Origin of the sequence: Hydrocoleum sp. CS-953 (assembly GCF_002260545.1) — a bacterium.
Lineage (GTDB): Bacteria > Cyanobacteriota > Cyanobacteriia > Cyanobacteriales > Microcoleaceae > Trichodesmium.
Genome location: NZ_LGSU01001490.1, coordinates 1 through 20122 on the forward strand (window position 1 = coordinate 1; position 20122 = coordinate 20122).

The 20122-nt window shown below is 37.8% G+C and carries 19 protein-coding genes and 2 pseudogenes; 8 read left to right on the plus strand and 13 right to left on the minus strand.

Going from position 1 to position 20122, the window contains the following annotated elements:
- The 4 genes from rplL to AFK68_RS33190 all read left to right on the plus strand — a co-directional run.
- Positions 1 to 420, plus strand: a 420-nt coding sequence (gene rplL / locus AFK68_RS33175; protein ID WP_094678559.1) for a 50S ribosomal protein L7/L12, incomplete at its 5' end; no start/stop codon positions are given.
- A 7-nt stretch (positions 421 to 427) separates the two neighbouring features.
- Positions 428 to 715 (plus strand): hypothetical protein, encoded by a 288-nt coding sequence (locus AFK68_RS33180; RefSeq protein WP_210407751.1) that lies wholly within the window; start codon positions 428 to 430, stop codon positions 713 to 715.
- A 638-nt stretch (positions 716 to 1353) separates the two neighbouring features.
- On the plus strand, positions 1354 to 2841 hold the full coding sequence (locus AFK68_RS33185; protein ID WP_246844621.1) for a hypothetical protein: 1488 nt from the start codon (positions 1354 to 1356) through the stop codon (positions 2839 to 2841).
- Positions 2842 to 3456: 615 nt separating this feature from the next.
- Positions 3457 to 3780 carry a hypothetical protein gene (locus tag AFK68_RS33190; protein ID WP_094678563.1) on the plus strand — a complete coding sequence of 108 codons (324 nt, stop codon included), beginning with the start codon at positions 3457 to 3459 and terminating at the stop codon, positions 3778 to 3780.
- Positions 3781 to 4019: 239 nt separating this feature from the next.
- Here AFK68_RS33190 and AFK68_RS47420 read toward each other — a convergent pair.
- From AFK68_RS47420 to AFK68_RS33255, 13 genes and pseudogenes are all read right to left on the minus strand, one after another.
- Positions 4020 to 4432, minus strand: a 413-nt coding sequence (locus AFK68_RS47420; protein WP_371357666.1) for a M10 family metallopeptidase C-terminal domain-containing protein, incomplete at its 5' end; no start/stop codon positions are given.
- Position 4433: 1 nt separating this feature from the next.
- Positions 4434 to 5400: pseudogene (locus AFK68_RS47425) on the minus strand (calcium-binding protein); the annotation flags it as partial.
- Between the two features lie 258 nt (positions 5401 to 5658).
- Positions 5659 to 8508: an aminomethyl-transferring glycine dehydrogenase gene (gene gcvP, locus AFK68_RS33205; protein ID WP_246844622.1), complete on the minus strand. Its 2850-nt coding sequence runs from the start codon at positions 8506 to 8508 to the stop codon at positions 5659 to 5661.
- A 681-nt stretch (positions 8509 to 9189) separates the two neighbouring features.
- Positions 9190 to 9633 (minus strand): SH3 domain-containing protein, encoded by a 444-nt coding sequence (locus AFK68_RS33210; protein WP_094678569.1) that lies wholly within the window; start codon positions 9631 to 9633, stop codon positions 9190 to 9192.
- A 524-nt stretch (positions 9634 to 10157) separates the two neighbouring features.
- On the minus strand, positions 10158 to 11634 hold a 1477-nt coding region (locus AFK68_RS33215), incomplete at its 5' end, for an AAA family ATPase (protein ID WP_143438571.1).
- 504 nt (positions 11635 to 12138) lie between these two features.
- Positions 12139 to 12642 (minus strand): DUF177 domain-containing protein, encoded by a 504-nt coding sequence (locus tag AFK68_RS33220; RefSeq protein WP_094678571.1) that lies wholly within the window; start codon positions 12640 to 12642, stop codon positions 12139 to 12141.
- A gap of 313 nt (positions 12643 to 12955) precedes the next feature.
- Positions 12956 to 13453 (minus strand): R3H domain-containing nucleic acid-binding protein, encoded by a 498-nt coding sequence (locus AFK68_RS33225; RefSeq protein ID WP_094678573.1) that lies wholly within the window; start codon positions 13451 to 13453, stop codon positions 12956 to 12958.
- 9 nt (positions 13454 to 13462) lie between these two features.
- Positions 13463 to 14611 carry a membrane protein insertase YidC gene (gene yidC, locus AFK68_RS33230; protein WP_094678575.1) on the minus strand — a complete coding sequence of 383 codons (1149 nt, stop codon included), beginning with the start codon at positions 14609 to 14611 and terminating at the stop codon, positions 13463 to 13465.
- 228 nt (positions 14612 to 14839) lie between these two features.
- Complete coding sequence (locus AFK68_RS33235; protein ID WP_094678577.1) at positions 14840 to 15229, minus strand: PH domain-containing protein; 390 nt, start codon at positions 15227 to 15229, stop codon at positions 14840 to 14842.
- Positions 15230 to 15289: 60 nt separating this feature from the next.
- A pseudogene (locus AFK68_RS43140) lies at positions 15290 to 15438 on the minus strand (PH domain-containing protein); the annotation flags it as partial.
- Entirely contained in the window at positions 15410 to 15817 is a 408-nt protein-coding gene (gene rnpA, locus AFK68_RS33245) for a ribonuclease P protein component (RefSeq protein ID WP_094678579.1), read from the minus strand. The gene rnpA and the pseudogene AFK68_RS43140, both read right to left, overlap by 29 nt.
- Before the next feature lie 28 nt (positions 15818 to 15845).
- Complete coding sequence (rpmH, locus tag AFK68_RS33250) at positions 15846 to 15986, minus strand: 50S ribosomal protein L34 (RefSeq protein WP_094678581.1); 141 nt, start codon at positions 15984 to 15986, stop codon at positions 15846 to 15848.
- A gap of 122 nt (positions 15987 to 16108) precedes the next feature.
- The gene (locus tag AFK68_RS33255; protein WP_094678582.1) at positions 16109 to 16636 is read right to left on the minus strand and encodes a DUF2808 domain-containing protein; all 528 of its coding nucleotides are present in this window, start codon (positions 16634 to 16636) and stop codon (positions 16109 to 16111) included.
- 1103 nt (positions 16637 to 17739) lie between these two features.
- Here AFK68_RS33255 and AFK68_RS33260 point away from each other — a divergent pair.
- The 4 genes from AFK68_RS33260 to AFK68_RS33275 form a co-directional block, all read left to right on the plus strand.
- On the plus strand, positions 17740 to 18651 hold a 912-nt coding region (locus AFK68_RS33260), incomplete at its 3' end, for an NAD(P) transhydrogenase subunit alpha (protein WP_094678590.1).
- A 61-nt stretch (positions 18652 to 18712) separates the two neighbouring features.
- Complete coding sequence (locus AFK68_RS33265) at positions 18713 to 19093, plus strand: hypothetical protein (RefSeq protein WP_371357667.1); 381 nt, start codon at positions 18713 to 18715, stop codon at positions 19091 to 19093.
- A 123-nt stretch (positions 19094 to 19216) separates the two neighbouring features.
- Positions 19217 to 19507: an NAD(P) transhydrogenase subunit alpha gene (locus AFK68_RS33270; RefSeq protein ID WP_094678584.1), complete on the plus strand. Its 291-nt coding sequence runs from the start codon at positions 19217 to 19219 to the stop codon at positions 19505 to 19507.
- A partial coding sequence (locus AFK68_RS33275; protein ID WP_143438570.1) for an NAD(P)(+) transhydrogenase (Re/Si-specific) subunit beta occupies positions 19507 to 20122 on the plus strand: 616 nt, incomplete at its 3' end. The genes AFK68_RS33270 and AFK68_RS33275, both read left to right, overlap by 1 nt.

Here is a 20122-nt window from a genome sequence, read left to right on the forward strand (position 1 = left end):
ATAATATTTTTAGTATATGGAGAAAGCATCATGTATATAAAAACTGATGAAATATTGGAAAGAATAAAATTAATAACAATGTTAGAAGCTACAGAGTTGGTGAAACAAATAGAAGATTGTTTTCAAGTAAGTGCCGATAAAATTACTGTAGTAAACCATATTCCTATTGTCGATAATAAGAAGATAGATCCTCCCGAACCAAAAACTATTTTTGATATTGTATTAGAGGAATTTCCAGCTAATAAAAAAATAACTTTTATTAAGGAGATACGCAGTTTAAATCTCTTTGGAAGTTTACAGGAAACTAAAAAAGTTATTGATAATTTACCCCAAGTTATTAAATCTAATGTCAATACTCAAGAAGGCGAACAGATGAAGCAAAAATTAGAAGAATTAGGAGCAATAGTTTCTTTAAAATAATTTTTTTATGTGCAATAAAACTATTAATTTTACCAGTAATGAGTTAGAAAATCTTGTCCGAGAATTCAATAATTGTACTCTGGCAAGACACAATTGGACTCATGCTGCACATTTGATTATTGCCCTTTGGTATTTAACTAATTACTCAGAGTCAGAAGCTATAAATAATATTCGCGATCGCATCAAAAAATATAACGCATCATTGGGTATTCCAATGACTAAAAATAGTGGCTACCATGAAACAATTACAATGTTTTGGGTAAAAATTGTTCAGCAATATGTAGCTATTAATTAAGCCAATAATTATTTTGGAGGAATGGCAAATAATTTAGTCAACCTTTACGAAAATTCAGCTTTACCTTTTGAATATTATAGTAGAGAATACTTGATGTCTTGGGAAGCTCGAAAAAATTGGGTAAAACCAGATTGAAAACCCTTTGATAATTTGATTGATAGCTTTTAATTATCCTTAAACACTAATATTATGTCGAAATAACAAGCACTCAAAAATTTTTGTTTGTAGTAGGGCTTCAGCCCTATAGAAACCATTGGGTATCTCCATAAAATAGGTAATCAGGAGAAGTAATTGATAAAAAATGGGTAATAATTGATTTGATGATGGGATATTGGGAGATATCTAATACACCCCATATCTCGACACTCACCCACTCCCCTACTCTCAATCTATAATTTTAAATAGATCCTTTCAGTGGTTCTATATATCTTAGGGCTTTAGCCCTACTACAAGCTTTTATTTAGCAGTTGTCGTCGCGCCCCAAACTAGAGAGATTACATACAGCTTATAAGTAACAAAACTCTCTTAACTTGCGCGGTATATTTAATCATAAATATTAATACCAAAACACCGCAAAACTGCCGACGATAATTGCCTCCGAAAAAAAATATTTTTGTTTGAATAAGGAGGTATATCAAATGTCTAAGACTAACATGAATAACGATGAACGCGACTTACGTTTAGAAATGCTCAATAGTCTGCTCACAACTCCTCACCGTCAATTAGAAAAAGTAGCAGAAATTCATAAATTAATTGTTGAGTTAGACCCTATTTTTTACGGACATTTAGCAGTTTGGTATCAAAATAACGGTGATGTGCGAGACCATAAAGAAGTGTTCTTAGGAAACTTGCTAACAAGTAATCTTACAGAACACCGAGATGCAGGTTTCATAATGCTACAAAATTTCCCTCCTTACCAGGTGTCACGCATTGTATACTTTATGAAACAACAGCAAAATAAAATGCCACGTTCAGCGCGTACTGCTGTTACTCGTTATTTGCGCAAGCGCGAAAAAAATGCAGAATTTTTTGACCGCGCAGCTATCCGTAACCGCAAAGCAATGAAGCACTTATATGCGACTTTGCACATTAAACCTAATTCTCGCGCTGATGCCATCTTATTTAAAGAAAGACCTCCAGAAGATAGTCTAGCTTTCATGTTGAAGCAGTTGGCAAAAACAGAAACAGCAGCAGAGCAAGCAGCTTTAATAGTGGAACACAACATTCCCTATACTATTGCTGTGGGAGCAGTCAAAAAATTAACACCTACTGTATTAGTAGCGTTAATTAATTCTATGTCTCCCCAGGAAGTTATCAATAATATGAAGTCTCTGACTGCTCGTGGGGCAATGGAACACCCAGAGGTAAAAGCGTTAATAGATGAGAAATTGACTGAAGCGCAAAAGAGCGATCGCGTATCTGCTTATAAAGCTAAAGTTGCTGCTGATGCTTCCCAAGTTGATGCGGAAACTGCTGCCAAGTTGGAGCAGGTGACTAACGAGCAAGTTAAAAAGCGCGGTAAAATTTCTCTACCAACTGCTTTACTTGTGGATAAGTCTGGTTCTATGCACCAGGCGATCGAAGTTGGTAAGCGTCTTGCTTCCCTAATTTCAGGTATTACTGAAGCGGAACTATTTGTCTACGCTTTCGATACTATGCCTTATCCTGTTACTGCCGAAGGTACAGAGTTGAGTGACTGGGAACGTGGTTTCCAAAATATTCGCGCGGGTGGAGGTACAAGTTGCGGTTGTGCTGTAGAGGCAATGCGACGCAAAAAGCAAGTTGTCGAACAGTTTATTCTGGTGACAGATGAAGGGGAAAATAATGCTCCCTATTTTGCTGATGCTTACACTGCTTATTGTCGTGACTTGGCGGTGATGCCAAATGTGGTTATTGTGCGTTTGGGTAACTATGCTTCTAATTATGTAGAAAGTCAACTGAAGCGGAAGCAAGTGCCAGTGGAAACTTTGAGTTTTAAAGGTGACTACTACTCTTTGCCTAATTTGGTGCCAATGTTGTCTCACGCTTCACGACTAGAATTGTTGATGGAAATTATGGAGACTTCTTTGCCAGTGCGCAATGATCGAGAAATTCAAAAGTCAAAAGTCAAAAGTCAGAAAAAATAGGAGTTGCGCAGAAACCGGGTTTATCTAGAAAATTTCGTGATTTGAAAATAATCATGGCAATAAACCCGGTTTCTTGTTTGAGTGTGTAATATAAAATCCTGATAATTACTGTATCCAAGTCATTGCGACGGCCATACCAAATCCGGTAGTATCAATATAATTCAAGACCGTAGGGGTTTGGTCTCCAAACCCTCTACAAACTAGGAATTTTAGCCAATACTGATGGTGGAACCTTATTCTCCAAAGCAAGCAGATTTGATATCAGGAAGCAATCTTCGCGCATCCCTGAGATTGCTTCCTATCGTCGCAATGACAACTGTTCAACCAGATTTTAGACAAACTGCAACGTTATAGTTATGGAGAATAATTGTGACAACTGTTCAAGCAGATTTTAGACAAACTGCAACGTTATAGTTATGGAGAATAATTGTGACAAAAAAATACAAGTCAAAAAAGCCTAATCTTCTTTATCAAAGATTAACAGAAGCACTAGAAAATGGTAGTAAAGTCCGCATTGAAGCAGAGGAAACTTATTATGGTCTTCCCGTTACTGTAACTGATGATTTTGTGGAAANCTGTTCAAGCAGATTTTAGACAAACTGCAACGTTATAGTTATGGAGAATAATTGTGACAAAAAATACAAGTCAAAAAAGCCTAATCTTCTTTATCAAAGATTAACAGAAGCACTAGAAAATGGTAGTAAAGTCCGCATTGAAGCAGAGGAAACTTATTATGGTCTTCCCGTTACTGTAACTGATGATTTTGTGGAAATTATGGTATTAGTCCCACCAGATGAATTTGATGAAGAAGATGATACTTTTAAACAAGTGACATGGTTGATTCGACTTGACTCTATTTTTGCGATCGCTTACCCTACAGAATATTGGTCAAGTGCAAGATTGGAAAGACTACTGGAAATAGGTGTTAATCAGAATTAATCAGAGGTGATATAGAAGCCGGATAACTACTATAGACAAGTCATTGCGACTGTTACGCAGTCTAAGGAAGCAATCTCGCACAACTCTTGAGATTGCTTCCTGTCGTCGCAATGACCATTTTCCAGTTACCTAGAAACCGGGTTTATCTTAAATGCCCTTGTAGGGACGTTGCATAACAAAAATGCGAACGTCCCTACCATTTACCTCTCATAAACCCTGTTTCTTATAGCACCCAAAACTTACTGCAGCACAAAATCAGACTCAGTAATAGTTGGCGCTCCTGCTAAAGTTGCAAATCTGCCACCGCCTCCAAAACCAAAGAAGGCGCTATTGGGGTTGTAATATAAATCTCCGGTAGAGCGATCGTAAACGATATCTGCTACTGACCTGCTGGCAGCGTTTCTGTTGTTAACTACCTCAAATTCCCGGTTGATGCTAAACCCATTGCCAGCACGACTATGCAAACTGATAAATGTGTCTTTGTCGAGAACAATATCATCCACGCCTGGTGTAAAGTCCCTAATTGTATCCCTACCGATGTCTCTGGAACGATACAACCTGTTGGTGTTGTAGACGAATCTGTCTCTGCCATTACCACCAGTAAAAATGTCGTTGCCAGCACCACCTTCAAAGCGATCGTTTCCATCACCACNTGCCAGCACGACTATGCAAACTGATAAATGTGTCTTTGTCGAGAACAATATCATCCACGCCTGGTGTAAAGTCCCTAATTGTATCCCTACCGATGTCTCTGGAACGATACAACCTGTTGGTGTTGTAGACGAATCTGTCTCTGCCATTACCACCAGTAAAAATGTCGTTGCCAGCACCACCTTCAAAGCGATCGTTTCCATCACCACCAAGAAGAGTGTCTCTACCATTCCCGCCTCTTAAGCGATCGTTTCCATCACCTCCAATTAATCTATCGTTATCAGCGCCACCCTCTAGGGTATCTCTACCATCACCACCATTAAGAGTGTCTCTACCACTACCACCTAAGAGGCGATCGTTACCGCGACCTCCGATTAAGTTATCGTTGCCACCGCGACCGTTTAGTACGTCGTTGCCGTTTCTGCCGTCAATTGTTTCGTTGCGGGAAGTGCCGTTGAGTCTGTTGTTTCTGTTGTTGCCGTTGATGGTTGTGATAATGTCTTGGAGGCTGGAGTCTGGTACTTCTACATTTAGTAAATCGAAACCTGGCGAGTTACCACCATTATCTAACCCGACAATTCGGATGGCTCTTACAGGTTGAGTAAATTCAATGTTTGACAAGTCGAAAGCGCTAGAAGAGTCATTTGCGGCGGTTCCTAGAAAGCTAAAATTCTGCAAATCAGAACTGACGAAGACATTCGCTAATGCACCATCGGCGCTTGTTTCGTTAATAATAATGTCGTTTCCAGGACCATCAACAATTGTTTTGTTAGCAAAACCAACGGTTATAAATGAATCTGTTGGCAAGGATACAAAAGCCCGTTCATTACCAAACAATACGACATCGGTAATGATAGGTATAGTGTTGAAGCCACGTACAGGGAAAATGGTTACACTCCCGCCGTAAGGTCCGTCAATTGGTCCTGCTCCACTATCGAAAAACTCAAAAACTGTATCTACAAATGCCATATTTACTTCCTAATTACTAATTATGTTGACATCCAAAATTATAAGTAAAGTTATTCTGATTGACAACTGCTATGATTAGAAACAGTCTAGTAGGGTGTGTTAGCGAAGCGTAACGCACGGAAGGAACTTTGGTATATAGAAGAGGCGGTGCGTTACGACGGATTGCCAAATCTCTTTCATAGTCTATATTTACGCCGTCTAACGCACCCTACAAATTTGGCTGTAAAAACGAACAGGCAAAATGCCTGTTCCACAAAACTATGAACTATAAGCTTCTATTGGCAAACAAGAACAGACAAAGTTACGATCGCCAAAAGCATTATCAACCCGCCCTACAGCAGGCCAGAATTTATGCTCTCGTGTCCAAGGTGCAGGATAAGCAGCACGTTGGCGAGAATAACCATGCTTCCACTCATCCACCATTAAACTCTCAGCAGTGTGAGGCGCATTCTTCAACAAATTATCCTCTTTATCTGCCTTACCAGTTTCAATTTCTTCTATTTCCTGACGAATAGAAATCATCGCATCACAAAAACGATCTAACTCCTCTTTCGATTCACTCTCTGTCGGTTCTACCATAATTGTACCCGCAACAGGCCAAGAAACTGTCGGCGCGTGAAAACCATAATCCATCAAGCGTTTGGCAATATCTTCTACTTCAATACCTGCCGACTTTTTCAACGGACGTAAATCTAGAATGCACTCGTGAGCAATAAACCCATACTTACCCTTGTACAAGACTGGATAATAATCATTTAACCGTTGCGCAATATAATTAGCATTCAAAATTGCTATCTTAGTTGCATCAGTCAAACCATCCGCACCCATCATCGCAATATACATCCAAGAAATTGGCAGAATACTCGCACTACCCCAAGGTGCAGCAGATACCGCTCCACTAGAATTTTCTCCACCAATATTAATCACAGAATGCCCTGGTAAAAACGGTGCTAAATGAGACTTAACCCCAATAGGACCCATTCCTGGACCACCGCCACCGTGAGGAATGCAGAAAGTCTTGTGCAAATTCAAATGACAAACATCAGCACCAATTTCCGCCGGACGACATAACCCCACTTGAGCATTCATATTTGCCCCATCCATATAAACTTGCCCACCGAAACCGTGGATAATTTCACAGATGTCAACAATGTCTTCTTCAAATACACCGTGAGTAGAAGGATAAGTAATCATTATGGCAGCCAAATTATCCTTATGCTTTTCTGCCTTTTTCTGCAAATCTGCAATATCTATATTTCCTTGTTTATCGCATTTGACAACCACAACTTTTAACCCAGTCATCACTGCCGAAGCAGGGTTTGTACCGTGAGCAGAGTCAGGAATCAAACAAACATTACGATGTGCTTCCCCACGGTTAGCATGATATTCGCGAATTACTAATAAACCAGTATATTCTCCTTGGGAACCTGCATTTGGTTGGAGAGAAATTGCTGCAAAACCTGTGATTTCTGCCAACCATTCCTCTAGTTGCTCAAACATTATTTGATAACCTTTAGTTTGAGAAGTGGGAGCAAAAGGATGAATTTTGGCAAATTCCGGCCAAGTTACAGGTATCATTTCTGCTGTAGCATTGAGTTTCATTGTACAGGAACCCAAGGGTATCATTGAAGTTGTCAAGGATAAATCTTTTGACTGCAAACGATGAATGTAACGCAAGAGTTCTGTTTCAGAATGATAACTGTTAAATACTGGGTGAGTTAGATAACTGCTAGTACGAGCATAAGCACTTTGAGAAACTGGGGAAATATTTTCATTTTCGATGTCTGGCAATGCTTTTCCACCAGCAAAAATTTGCCACATATTTTGTACATCTGTCTCAGTAGTAGTTTCATCTAGAGAAATACCAACCGTTTGTTCGTCAAAAGTTCGCAAATTAATACCTACATTTTCAGCAGCATCAATAATTTCTTTTGCACTTTTTACAGGAGAGTCAGCGCCTACTGTTATCCGAATAGTATCAAAAAATGATTCTGCACCAATTTGATAACCAAGCAGTTTTAAACCTGTTGCCAACTTCAAAGTCAAATTATGAATATTTTCGGCAATTTCTTTTAAACCATCCGGGCCGTGATAAACCGCATACATACCTGCCATCACCGCTAGCAAAACTTGAGCAGTACAAATATTGCTAGTTGCCTTCTCCCGGCGAATATGTTGTTCCCGCGTTTGTAGTGCCAACCGTAACGCTGAGTTGCCATTAGCATCTTGAGAAACTCCCACAATACGTCCTGGAGTTTGTCGTTTATAAGCTTCTTTAGTGGCAAAGTAAGCAGCATGGGGACCGCCATATCCTAGAGACACGCCAAAACGTTGAGTATTTCCCACCACAATATCAGCACCAAATTCTCCAGGGGGTGTTAGTAAGGTTAAACTGAGTAAGTCAGCAGCAACAGTTACTAAACCTCCTAACTCGTGAACTTTTGCCACAAAGTCGCGATAGTCATAAATTGCTCCATCAGTAGCAGGATATTGGAGGAGTGCGCCAAAAATTGGTTTGTCAAAAGTGAAAGTCCGGAAGTCGCCGACTATTACTTCTATTCCTAATGGCTGTGCCCTAGTTTTCACAACTTCAATATTCTGAGGATGGCAGTTAGAGTCAACAAAGAAAGCCTCTGCTTTGATTTTGCATAAACCGTAACTCATACTCATCGCTTCTGCTGCTGCTGTAGCTTCATCAAGGAGAGAAGCATTAGCTATTTCTAAACCAGTTAAGTCCGTAACCATAGTTTGGAAATTTAGCAAAGCTTCCATCCGTCCTTGAGCTATTTCTGCTTGATAGGGAGTATAAGCGGTGTACCAACCAGGATTTTCTAGGATATTGCGGAGGATAACTGGTGGGGTAATACAGTCGTAATAACCCATACCAATAAAAGAACGAAATACCTGATTTTTAGAGATTATTTCTTTAATTTGGGCAAGAGCAGCACTTTCACTCAGAGACTTGGGCAAATTGAGGGGTTGCTGGTATCTAATTTTTTGGGGAACTGTTTTATCAATTAGGTCCTCTAGGGACGAAATACCTAATACGGCCAACATTTGTTCAATTTTCTCAGAGGTGGGGCCAATATGTCGTTGGGAAAAGTCTATTGACTTTTGGCCTTGGTTAGTTAGTTGTAGTTGATGACTTGACTTTTTATTAGATTGCTGTATTGCTACCACTTTGATGTTCCTTGGAATCAATGTCTTATTTAGTTGTAACAAAAATTCATACCTTAATGCTAGGAAGATGGATAATTAGGCTTTGCTGAAAAACTCTTTTTTAAGGAGTAGGGGAGCGGGGGAGTAGGGGAATAGGGGAATAATTTTTTTGCCCAACTCTTGGCAGAAATGCTGACTTTTTGATTTTTCGGGAACCGTGCATTAAGAGCTGAAAACCAAGGTATTTCAGACCTAAAATGCTAAAATCTTTATCTGTGAATAATTTTATATTTAATCAGCAAGCCCTAATTAATCTTCATAAGCAACGGCTAGAGTTATACTCAAAAAAAATACAATAACTTAGCTAGTATTTGAAGAACTTTTCAATAATTGATAATTGATAATTGATAATTGATAATTGATAATTGATAATTGATAATTGATAATTGATAATTACCTCTCCCTAAAAACGGATAGGATTGAATAAAAGGAAATTTTTTTTGTTTCTCCACGGTGAGTGAGAGGCTTTATACCTTTATTTTTCGGTACATCCTAGAAATCCTATATATATTTTATTACTATAATCTACAGAAATAAAGTCAATTTTAACTGATGTAAAAAGTTGATAATCTAATCTAACCTTTCCGTATTACCTCCTGAAACCCACCCTATACGATCGCTCCCATCATCTACCCTAACTTTTTGCCATCTTTTATCAGAACTCTCTTCCAAAACTATAACTTCCTCTCGATAAGAAATACCTCCTATCCGATTAGAATTTCTACTAGGAGTATCGCGAAGAATCAAACCAATAGGTTCTACTACAATCGCCCTATAAGTTCCAGGAGCTAATTCATTTTCATTTGCTGATTTTGTATTGCTAGTAGCTACAGTTGGTTGAGGAGACGTACTAACTTTTTGGACTACAGGTTTTTCATTTTGAAATATTGGTTTTTCAGGCATTCTTGTGAGTTTAGCTGCAAAATAGAGAACTGCTGCAGCGCTAGCTCCAGCTAGTAACAGTATTGCTAAAATAAACCCTACTAAAAATTTGAAGAATCCATACAAATTCATAACTTTTTATTTTTTTCAATGGAATAGGGAATAGGGAATAGGGAATAGGGAACAGGGAGCAACTTGAAAGAGAAAAACATTTTTATTATAGATATAGCAATTCTCATGCTGGTGAGGTACAAAATTCTAGGTTTTAGGGAACAGGGAATAGGGAACACTTAACTGGGAAATAAGGAATAGAAAAGAAATTAAAGAGCTTGTGTACCTCATAAGCTTGAGAAACGCTATAATTAATTATAGTTAATATACAGCAAGCCATAAATATTTTGTAACTTTTCATCCTATGGTTTTTGTCTCCAAACTAACTCCAAAAATGGGATTTGGAAATCAAACCCCTACAGTTTTTCTCACAAATCATTCAGAATTGCTATAATATCAAATTTTCTGTTTTGTTGAGTATTTCAGCACCGAAAAATCAAGGTATAAAGCCTTCTATTTTAAGAGAAAAGTGCTAAGATATTTCCTGATATTCAATTACGTTACAGTTTTCCTTGAAGTAATTATCCATTATCAATTATCCATTATTAATTAATTTTAAAACCATCATATCTAGAAGCAAGACGCGCTTTACCTGCCGCTGCCCAATCTTGTAAAAACTTAATTTGCTCTTCAGCAGTTCTAGCTAAAGGAATAATTTGACTAGCAGACTCCAAAATATCCTCATTAGTAAACTCACGATTTTGACTAAACCCAATGTGCATAGCTTCTATTAAAGATTGTTCTATTTCTGCACCAGAAAAATCTGGAGTTTCATAAGCTAATCTATCTATATCATAACTCTTAATATTATGAGGTCTTAACCGAGATAAATGTACCTCAAAAATAGCTTTTCTTTCCTCCTGGTTAGGTAAACCAACAAAAAATATTTCATCAAACCTACCCTTTCGTAATATTTCTGGTGGTAAAGATTCAATATTATTAGCAGTAGCTACCACAAATACAGGAGATATTTTTTCAGCTAACCAAGTAATAAAAGTACCAAAAACCCGACTCGTAGTACCAGCATCTCCTTGACTTTTAAACCCTGCAAAACCTTTATCAATTTCATCTATCCAAAGGACACAAGGTGCCAAAGCTTCAGCAATAGAAATCATCTGTCGGGTACGAGACTCCGACTCTCCCACCAAACCTCCAAATAAACGGCCCACATCCAAACGTAATAAAGGTAAATGCCAATGATGAGCGATCGCCTTAGCGGTAAGAGATTTGCCCGTACCCTGTATTCCTACCAAAAGTAAACCTCTGGGATGAGGTAAACCATATTGTCTTGCTCGTTCAGAAAATGCCCCTCCCCGGCGCAATAACCAATCTTTTAAATTGTCCAAACCTCCAATATCGGAAATATTTTCGTGGGCAGGATAGAAGTCCAATATTTGAGTTTGACGAATAGTTTGGCGTTTTTCTTCTAAAATTAGATCGACATCATCAAGCTGTAATTCTCCGTGGGTAGCTATTGCTTTAGCCAAAACTCTTCTAATTCTTTCAATAGATAATCCTTGAGATGCCCTAACTACTTCATCTAATAAACGTTTCTCTAAAGATTGACCCATTGCCACCAACAAACGTTCTACCTCTTGGGAAATTTCTTGACTATTTGGTAATGGAAATTCTATGATTGTAATAACTTCAGTTAAATCATCTGGAACAGATATTTCAGGAGCTAAAATAACTATATTTTTGGGTTGAGATTTTAACTTTTTGGCTAAATTTCTCAGCTTTCTAGAAATAGAAATATCTTCTAAAAATCTCTGAAAATCCCGTAATATAAATATGGCCGCAGCTGATTCCGGTAACTTTTCCAGCAGTTCTAAACCTTGAAGAGGATTTCTTTTTCCAAAACCTATATCATTAGGATTATTTTGATATCCTTCCACAAAATCCCAAAGATATACTGCTCTATTACCTTGTTTTTTTGCAGATTCAGTAATAGAATTTTCTACTCGTTCTTCTTCCCTTGTTTGAATATAAATTATTGAGTAGCGTGAGCGGAGTAGTAGTTTTNTTATTTTGATATCCTTCCACAAAATCCCAAAGATATACTGCTCTATTACCTTGTTTTTTTGCAGATTCAGTAATAGAATTTTCTACTCGTTCTTCTTCCCTTGTTTGAATATAAATTATTGAGTAGCGTGAGCGGAGTAGTAGTTCAAACTCTTCTTGAAAATTCATAATATTTTTTTTAATGGCTAATTATATCATGTTTAGTTTGTTGGTAGTTCAGAAAACATTTTTCTGGGCTGTTTTCTACAATAGCAACTAACGATATTTTTAGCCCAAATATACCCCTGACTATTGCAGTGTAACTGTTTATCCAAACCTGATATTAATTCTGATTAATAATCTTTCTTATACAGCAGTTTCCGAAGCTATGAGGTACAGTTGTTTTTATTCTTTTCTATTCCCTATTTCCTGTTCCTTCAAACCTAAAATTTTGTACCTCATAACAACGGGAAGCGCTGTATGTTTCATACTTAACAAGCAACTTTAACATCAAACTATCAACTCTTAATTCAGTTGCCTTTTGAGCGCCTCTAAAGCTGCCCATCGACTATCTAAAACCGATGATGAAGTATTCATCTCAGATAATTTTATTCCTTGGCAATTTTTGTCACATAACTTTCTAGGAGGAACTGCTAAACAAATCTGCTCATATATCCATTCTCTAGGGTTAAAATCTCCATTTGGAGGCAAAGTTTCGACTAAATGTTCCACAGAATTTTCCGCCTCTATATGGAATAACTCTTTTTCAGTTGTAACTTTATTTAACCAAATTAATTCTTTTGGAGCGATCGCCAATTTATAATTATACTGTTTTAAACATCTATCACAAGTGAGGGTAATAATTGTTTCTGATTTTCCTTTAACTTCCAGATAATTTCCATGATGAGTTACTTGTAAATAACCCCTAACTGGAGTCAGTGTTTCCAAGTCTAATATAAACTCTTCAAACTTTATAGATTCAGTCCGATCAGTTTTTTTCAACAGACTGGGAATAGATATTAATTCCATCTTACTTCACCTCACTTATTCCTTACCAGAAATTCAGAATTCTACACTCATAATTCTGAATTTTCTCTACTCAAATTAGTTATTTTAATCTCTACAAATCATGCTTCTCTCCCAATTTTTTCTCTTTTTTGTTAGGTAAGCATTCAGCCGTCAGCTATTGCTTTTAGTAGAGCGATCAACGCTATATTAATTGAGCCAGAAAAATTGCAAAAATCAGATCCCTTAACCTTAAAGTCTATAACCCCCTCTAGGAGTACAGGGTCTTATTGCTGATAGCTGACCGCTGACTGCTAATAGCTGAATGCTTACTTGATTAGTTTCTAATTTTTACGACTAAACGGCGGTCTGGTTCCTGTCCATGACTGTAAGTTTCTAGGTCTTCACAGTCCTTTAACATAGTATGTATTTGACGACGTTCAGTAGAAGATAGAGATGTTAACTCATACTCCTGACCAGTCAAACGTACTTTTTTAGCTGCATACTCAGCCATTAATAATAATTCTTCTTGGCGACGAGCTCGATAACCTGATATTTCTACAGTGTAGGCCAAATGTTCTTCTGAATTATGATTATTTATATTCAGAATAGTATTGGTGAGGTACTGAATAGCATCAATTACTTTACCATCAACTCCTACTAGAATAGAAACTTGTTCTGGTGTCAGGTTAGTTTCATCTATTATCAACCAATAAGAATCTTCTTGTTGTTGAGCTATGACTTTTGCGGGAATTTTTGCTAAGTTTAGCAATTTCTCCAGCCATTGCTGTCCTTCATCTAGTCCTTGATCTTGATCTATATAACTATCGCTCATTATCTAGCATTAAGCTTTTTTCTTAGAACGTCCTGGTTCAAAAGGTAGTGCTTCTCTTCCCTTTCCTGTTTTTGTTGTTTTTGGTTGTGACTCTTCTACTAATTTCTGAATATCTTCAGGTAATGGTTCTTTCGATAAAATATATGCCTGAATAGTTTGAAATATATTAGCTATCAGCATATAAAGTAGCACACCAGCCGGGAGGGGAGTAAACAAAAATATTCCTGAAAATAGAATGGGAGTAATTTTGTTTATAGAGTCCTGATTTGGATTAGCATTGTTAGATCCAGGTCCTTGACCTGATATTGTCTGACTAGCATATATACTAACTCCAAAACCAACCACCATAATTAATATATCCCAGTGAATCGCCCCATCGTCATCAAAAGCACCGACACGACCGAGGGCTTGAATAAATAAAAACCCTTTATCTGCTGCAATTCCTGGAATTGTACCTTGAATTGTAGCTTCACCTGATTGTAAAGCTACTAAGTTTCCATCTTGATCTATTTGAACTCTTTCAGAACCTTTAGTAACAGTCCATAAAGGTTTAATTTCAGACTGATTATATTCCTGTTTTAAAGTTGCTAGAGATTTTCCTTGTTCTGTTTGAAATTCAACCTGAGTTTTATCTCCAACAACTAACTTATTACCACTAGGCATCAAAGCCAAAATTGGGTAGTGAACACCATCATTAATATATATATTTTGAGGTGAAGTTGTATAAGCCTGTGGTTGAATTCGTTCTAACTGTTCTTGAGGAAATATTTGTAAATCTACAGTATAATTAATATTACTAAAAGGCGATCCACGCAGAGTTGCAAATAAAGCAAAAAGTATGGGCATTTGAAAGAGCAGTGGCAAACATCCTGCCAATGGATTAAACTCTTTCATCAGTTGAGCCATTTCTTCCTGCTGTTTTTGTGGATCATCTTTATAGCGTTTTTGAATCTCCTCTTGTCTCTTCTTCATCAAAGGTTGCGTAACTTTCATCTTACGCATATTCCGAATTGACCCAGCATTTAATGGGTAGAGACTTGCACGAATTACAAGAGTTAAAGCTACAATTGCTAGACCATAGCTTGGCACGATTCCATAGAAAAAGTCTAGGATCGGCAGCATTATGTTGTTGGAAATAAATCCTATACCAAAATCCATTATTTTATGTCTACCTTGGGGCTGGTGATTTTTCTAAATTTGACGATTTGAAATTATTTATTACTACTAATTTCCACATCTAGTTAACTACTTTTTTGGTAAATCTAATAATTTATCTCAGCATTTTTACTAGGTTGATATTATATAGCAGGGAATAGGGAAATGGATAATGAATAGTGGATAATGAAAACCATCTCTAATTATCAATTATCAATTATCAATTATCAATTAATTAGTAGCACTATCAGCTTTTTGAGATTTTGCCACCATTTTTTCAGTTATGTAAGCTTCAATTTCTCTAAATCTTGGTATTGCCCTTAGTTCTAAGCGAGTACCATTTCTCAGGGTAATTGCTAGATCGCCCCAAGCTCCTAATCCTCTGGGAACTTTTGCCACCTTGATAATTTCTGAGTAAACAATATCTGTACGATCTTGTCCCATCCAGCCCCCTATGACTGAAACTCGGCGATTAGTAATCCGATACCTGAGCCACAAGGCCCTAACAATAGCCGCAACAGTTAGAGGTAGGCCAATAATTGTTAGGCCAATTAATAAATTAAAGATTAAATCTCCTATATGGGGACCACCTTCATAGAAGGCTTCCTCTCGAATACCCATGCAACACCTCCACTTGTGCCAATAACTTCTCTAATTGTTGCAGAAATTCATCATAATTGNTTAGTAATCCGATACCTGAGCCACAAGGCCCTAACAATAGCCGCAACAGTTAGAGGTAGGCCAATAATTGTTAGGCCAATTAATAAATTAAAGATTAAATCTCCTATATGGGGACCACCTTCATAGAAGGCTTCCTCTCGAATACCCATGCAACACCTCCACTTGTGCCAATAACTTCTCTAATTGTTGCAGAAATTCATCATAATTGCACTGTTGGGCTGTTGGTTTTACCACAATGACTATATCCCATCCTCTGGATATATATGGCAATATTTGACGCAAAGCTGCTCTTATTTGGCGTTTGATTCGATTTCGGACTACTGCTCCTTTGCTCACCTTTTTGCTAATAGAAATTCCTATGCGAGTAGGTCTATGAGTTTCCAAGTTATCTTTATCTAGAGGTAATTTAGACTCTTGCTGATGACGCAGAGCCCTTAAAGCCAAATAAGAAGTATTTTTGCGAATTCCTTTCTGATATACAGCACTAAAGTCTTTATTATGACGAAGCCTGTTTTCTATAGGCAACATAGTGAGATGTCTAAATTTGTGAAACTCTCTAATAAACTGCCAGGCGCTCACGACCTTTTTGCCGACGTCCTCTAATTACTGCTCGGCCATTTCTTGTACGCATCCTTGTTCTAAAACCAGATACTCTTCTTCTCTTTCTACTGGTACCATGTAAAGTCCGTTGAGTCATTTTTATCTACTCCTTTACCATTAATCTAATAATAATTGAAAGTCACAATCTACAATTGTAGCATGGATATCTTAATCAAGCTAGCGTGGATCGATTTATCCTTCTATTATCAACTAAATATTCTATTCTATGCTCAAAAGCCATGTGCCAATATAACGCAATAAAGGTACATCACCAGGAGTCCTAATATTGGCATTAAAGTGATACATTCCTCCAAATCTGGGGTTTCTTACATTGTTGAGAACTACCTCAATTTTATTACCAGCAGGAATAGGTTCAGTAGGGTAAATTTCTATAAAATTATTTTCTTGGTCCCAAACTACTTCATCTATGGATATTGATTCTGGTTTTGTAGATTTTCCTCCTCCAACACGGATTTCTATATCGTCAGTATCAAATGAACCTTTATAGTAATTAGGATAAAAAATTGATAACTGGGCAACTGCTAAATTTAATTTGTTGGCTGGTATTCGGAGTCGATAACGATCCCAAGTCCCAGATTTACCAGAATCTAAACGGAAGTTTAATTGATTTTTCTGTTCTGGCCCACCAAATAATGTAAATCCTGGCATTCCCTGAGCTAAACTTGCCATTGAGAATCCTGTTAATAAGCAACTGCTAACCATCAAAGCAGAAAGTATACGTTTCATAAAATTTTCTCTAACTTTAAAATCTCTTCACTAAAACTTTATCAACATNTCCCAGATTTACCAGAATCTAAACGGAAGTTTAATTGATTTTTCTGTTCTGGCCCACCAAATAATGTAAATCCTGGCATTCCCTGAGCTAAACTTGCCATTGAGAATCCTGTTAATAAGCAACTGCTAACCATCAAAGCAGAAAGTATACGTTTCATAAAATTTTCTCTAACTTTAAAATCTCTTCACTAAAACTTTATCAACATTTTATAAATACAGCCAAAGAAAGTCAAAAGTCAAAAGTCAAAAGTCAAAAGAAAGAAAATTGTTGATTAATTACGAATTTTAAGGAAATTTGTCATAGGTTCAATAATGACAAAATCAATGACAAATTTTTGGTACTCAGAGTCACCATATTTTCCTCTGGCCACCTTGAATTCATAAGACAAGTTAAAGATAGCAACGAGCAACGAAATTTCAGCCTAATAATTTTATATAAGAACCAAGTAGTAAAAAACCATAAGATAGCTAGCTAACTCAGGCCCATTAATTTTAGGTAGGGTAAGTTGGCAATATTAAAATAAGAGGTCAGACTTGAACGCTGCTGTCAATTTGGAGAACTATATACATCAGTAGCTTGAGTTCCAAGCGATTTTAAGCCTGTGGAGAAGAAGGGACGTTGCATGCAACGTCCGTACGCAGACTGCGGTCAGTAGTCTTCAGTGAAACAGGAAGCTAGCTCCAAAGCTCATGCAATAATGCTTGGGTAAGTTTGGGTAAGTTTAGTAGAACGGAAATCAAACTTTAGTAGACAAGGAGAATTTATGAGAATAGCGGTAGCTAAGGAAATTCTGGTCAATGAATCTCGTGTAGCCTTAGTTCNCCAAACTTACCCAAGCATTATTGCATGAGCTTTGGAGCTAGCTTCCTGTTTCACTGAAGACTACTGACCGCAGTCTGCGTACGGACGTTGCATGCAACGTCCGTACGCAGACTGCGGTCAGTAGTCTTCAGTGAAACAGGAAGCTAGCTCCAAAGCTCATGCAATAATGCTTGGGTAAGTTTGGGTAAGTTTAGTAGAACGGAAATCAAACTTTAGTAGACAAGGAGAATTTATGAGAATAGCGGTAGCTAAGGAAATTCTGGTCAATGAATCTCGTGTAGCCTTAGTTCCTGATGTCATAGCCAAATTAGTGAAACAGGGGCTAGAAATACAGGTAGAAGCAGGTGCGGGAGAAAAATCTTTCTTCTTTGACGGAGCTTACGAACAAGCTGGAGCCAAAATCATTTCTGACAGTGGCGCTCTGTGGCGTGAAACTGAGGTACTCCTAAAAATTGGGGTACTAGAGGAATCAGAAGTTGATAAATTACGGGAAGGTAGTGTTGTTATTAGTTTCCTCAACCCTCTAGGAAACCCTGCTCTTGTACAGCGTTTAGCTGAAAAGAAAGTAACTGCATTCAGCATGGAACTCATTCCTCGTACCAGTAGGGCGCAGGTGATGGATGCTTTATCTTCCCAAGCTAATATTGGTGGATATAAAGCTGTTTTACTAGCATCTGCTGCTTTACCTAAGTTTTTCCCTATGTTAACTACAGCAGCAGGTACTATTAAACCTGCCAAAGTATTAGTTATGGGTGCAGGAGTTGCTGGTTTACAGGCGATCGCTACTGCTCGTCGTTTAGGTGCAGTAGTAGAAGCATTTGATATTCGTCCAGAAGTTAAAGAGCAAGTACAAAGTTTGGGAGCCAAATTTGTAGATGTGACTCTCCAAGAAGATACTGTTGCTGAGGGCGGTTACGCAAAAGAACTTTCCGAGCAAGCTAAACAACATACTCGTGAAGTTCTCACACAGCACGTTGCTGCTTCAGATGTTGTTATTACCACTGCTCAAGTTCCTGGTAAAAAAGCACCATTGCTCGTAACTAAGGAAATGGTAGATCAAATGAAACCAGGAACAGTCATAGTTGATATGGCAGCAGCACAGGGTGGTAACTGTGAATGTACTGAAGCAGGTAAAGATGTAGAGNCAAGCTAAACAACATACTCGTGAAGTTCTCACACAGCACGTTGCTGCTTCAGATGTTGTTATTACCACTGCTCAAGTTCCTGGTAAAAAAGCACCATTGCTCGTAACTAAGGAAATGGTAGATCAAATGAAACCAGGAACAGTCATAGTTGATATGGCAGCAGCACAGGGTGGTAACTGTGAATGTACTGAAGCAGGTAAAGATGTAGAGTGGAATGGCGTAACTATTATCGGCCCGGTAAATTTACCAGCAACTATGCCAGTTCATGCTAGTGAGTTGTATGCCAAAAATATTACAGCTTTACTCAAGTTGATGGTTAAAGATGGAGAGTTAAATCTTAACTTTGAGGATGACATCATTGCTGGTGCTTGTGTCACTCATGCTGGTGAAATTCGTAACCAAAGGGTAAAAGATGCTTTAGGTGTTGCTGTTAATAGTTAATTAGCAGTCAGCAGTCAGCGGTCAGCGGTCAGCATTTAGCAAGAACATTTTTTGATTGTTGAGAAAGCAATTTTAAGCCTTGCTAGTACCCTGTAAAAGTCAACCATTAAGTGTGAAAAGACTATGAGCGAAACATTAATTGCAGCTTTATTTGTATTCGTCTTGGCATCATTTGCCGGATTTGAAGTTATTAACAAAGTGCCACCAACTCTGCACACACCCCTAATGTCTGGAGCAAATGCTATCTCTGGAATTGCAGTTTTGGGCGCACTAATTATTGCTGGTGACAAAGATTGGAATGTCACTGTAATTTTAGGTTTAATTGCTGTTGTTTTTGCCACTATTAACGTAGTTGGTGGCTTTTTAGTAACAGACCGGATGTTGCAAATGTTCAAGAAGAAGGAGGCTGCATAATGACGGACTTTATACCAACCGGAATTCAGTTAAGCTACCTAGTAGCAGTATCTCTATTTTTCGTCGGGCTGAAAAAGTTGGGTTCTCCAGCTACAGCTCGGAATGGTAATTTGTTAGCATCAGTAGGGATGTTAATTGCTATTGTAGCAACCCTATTAGAAAAAGAAGTTTTGAACTATGAAATGATTCTGATCGGAATCGTTATTGGTTCAATTATTGGAGCGATCGCTGCTTATAAAGTAGAAATGACTGCCATGCCTCAAATGGTTGGTTTATTCAACGGTTTGGGTGGTGCAGCTTCGGCAATGGTGGCAGTAGGTGAATTTTGGCGCTTTTTGGCTGTTGCTCAGTCTCCACCATTACCTACTACTATTACAGCATTATTGGGTGTATTAATTGGTGGCATAACTTTTACAGGTTCCTTAATTGCTTTTGCTAAATTGCAAGGAGTTATGACTGGTTCCCCCATCACTTTCCCATTACAGCAACCTTTTAATGCTCTATTATTTGGTGGATTTATTGTAGGCAGTGTTTATCTGTGTGTCACACCATTCAACTTACCCGTGTTTTTAGCATTGGTAGGTGTGTCTCTGGTATTAGGTGTAATGTTTGTTA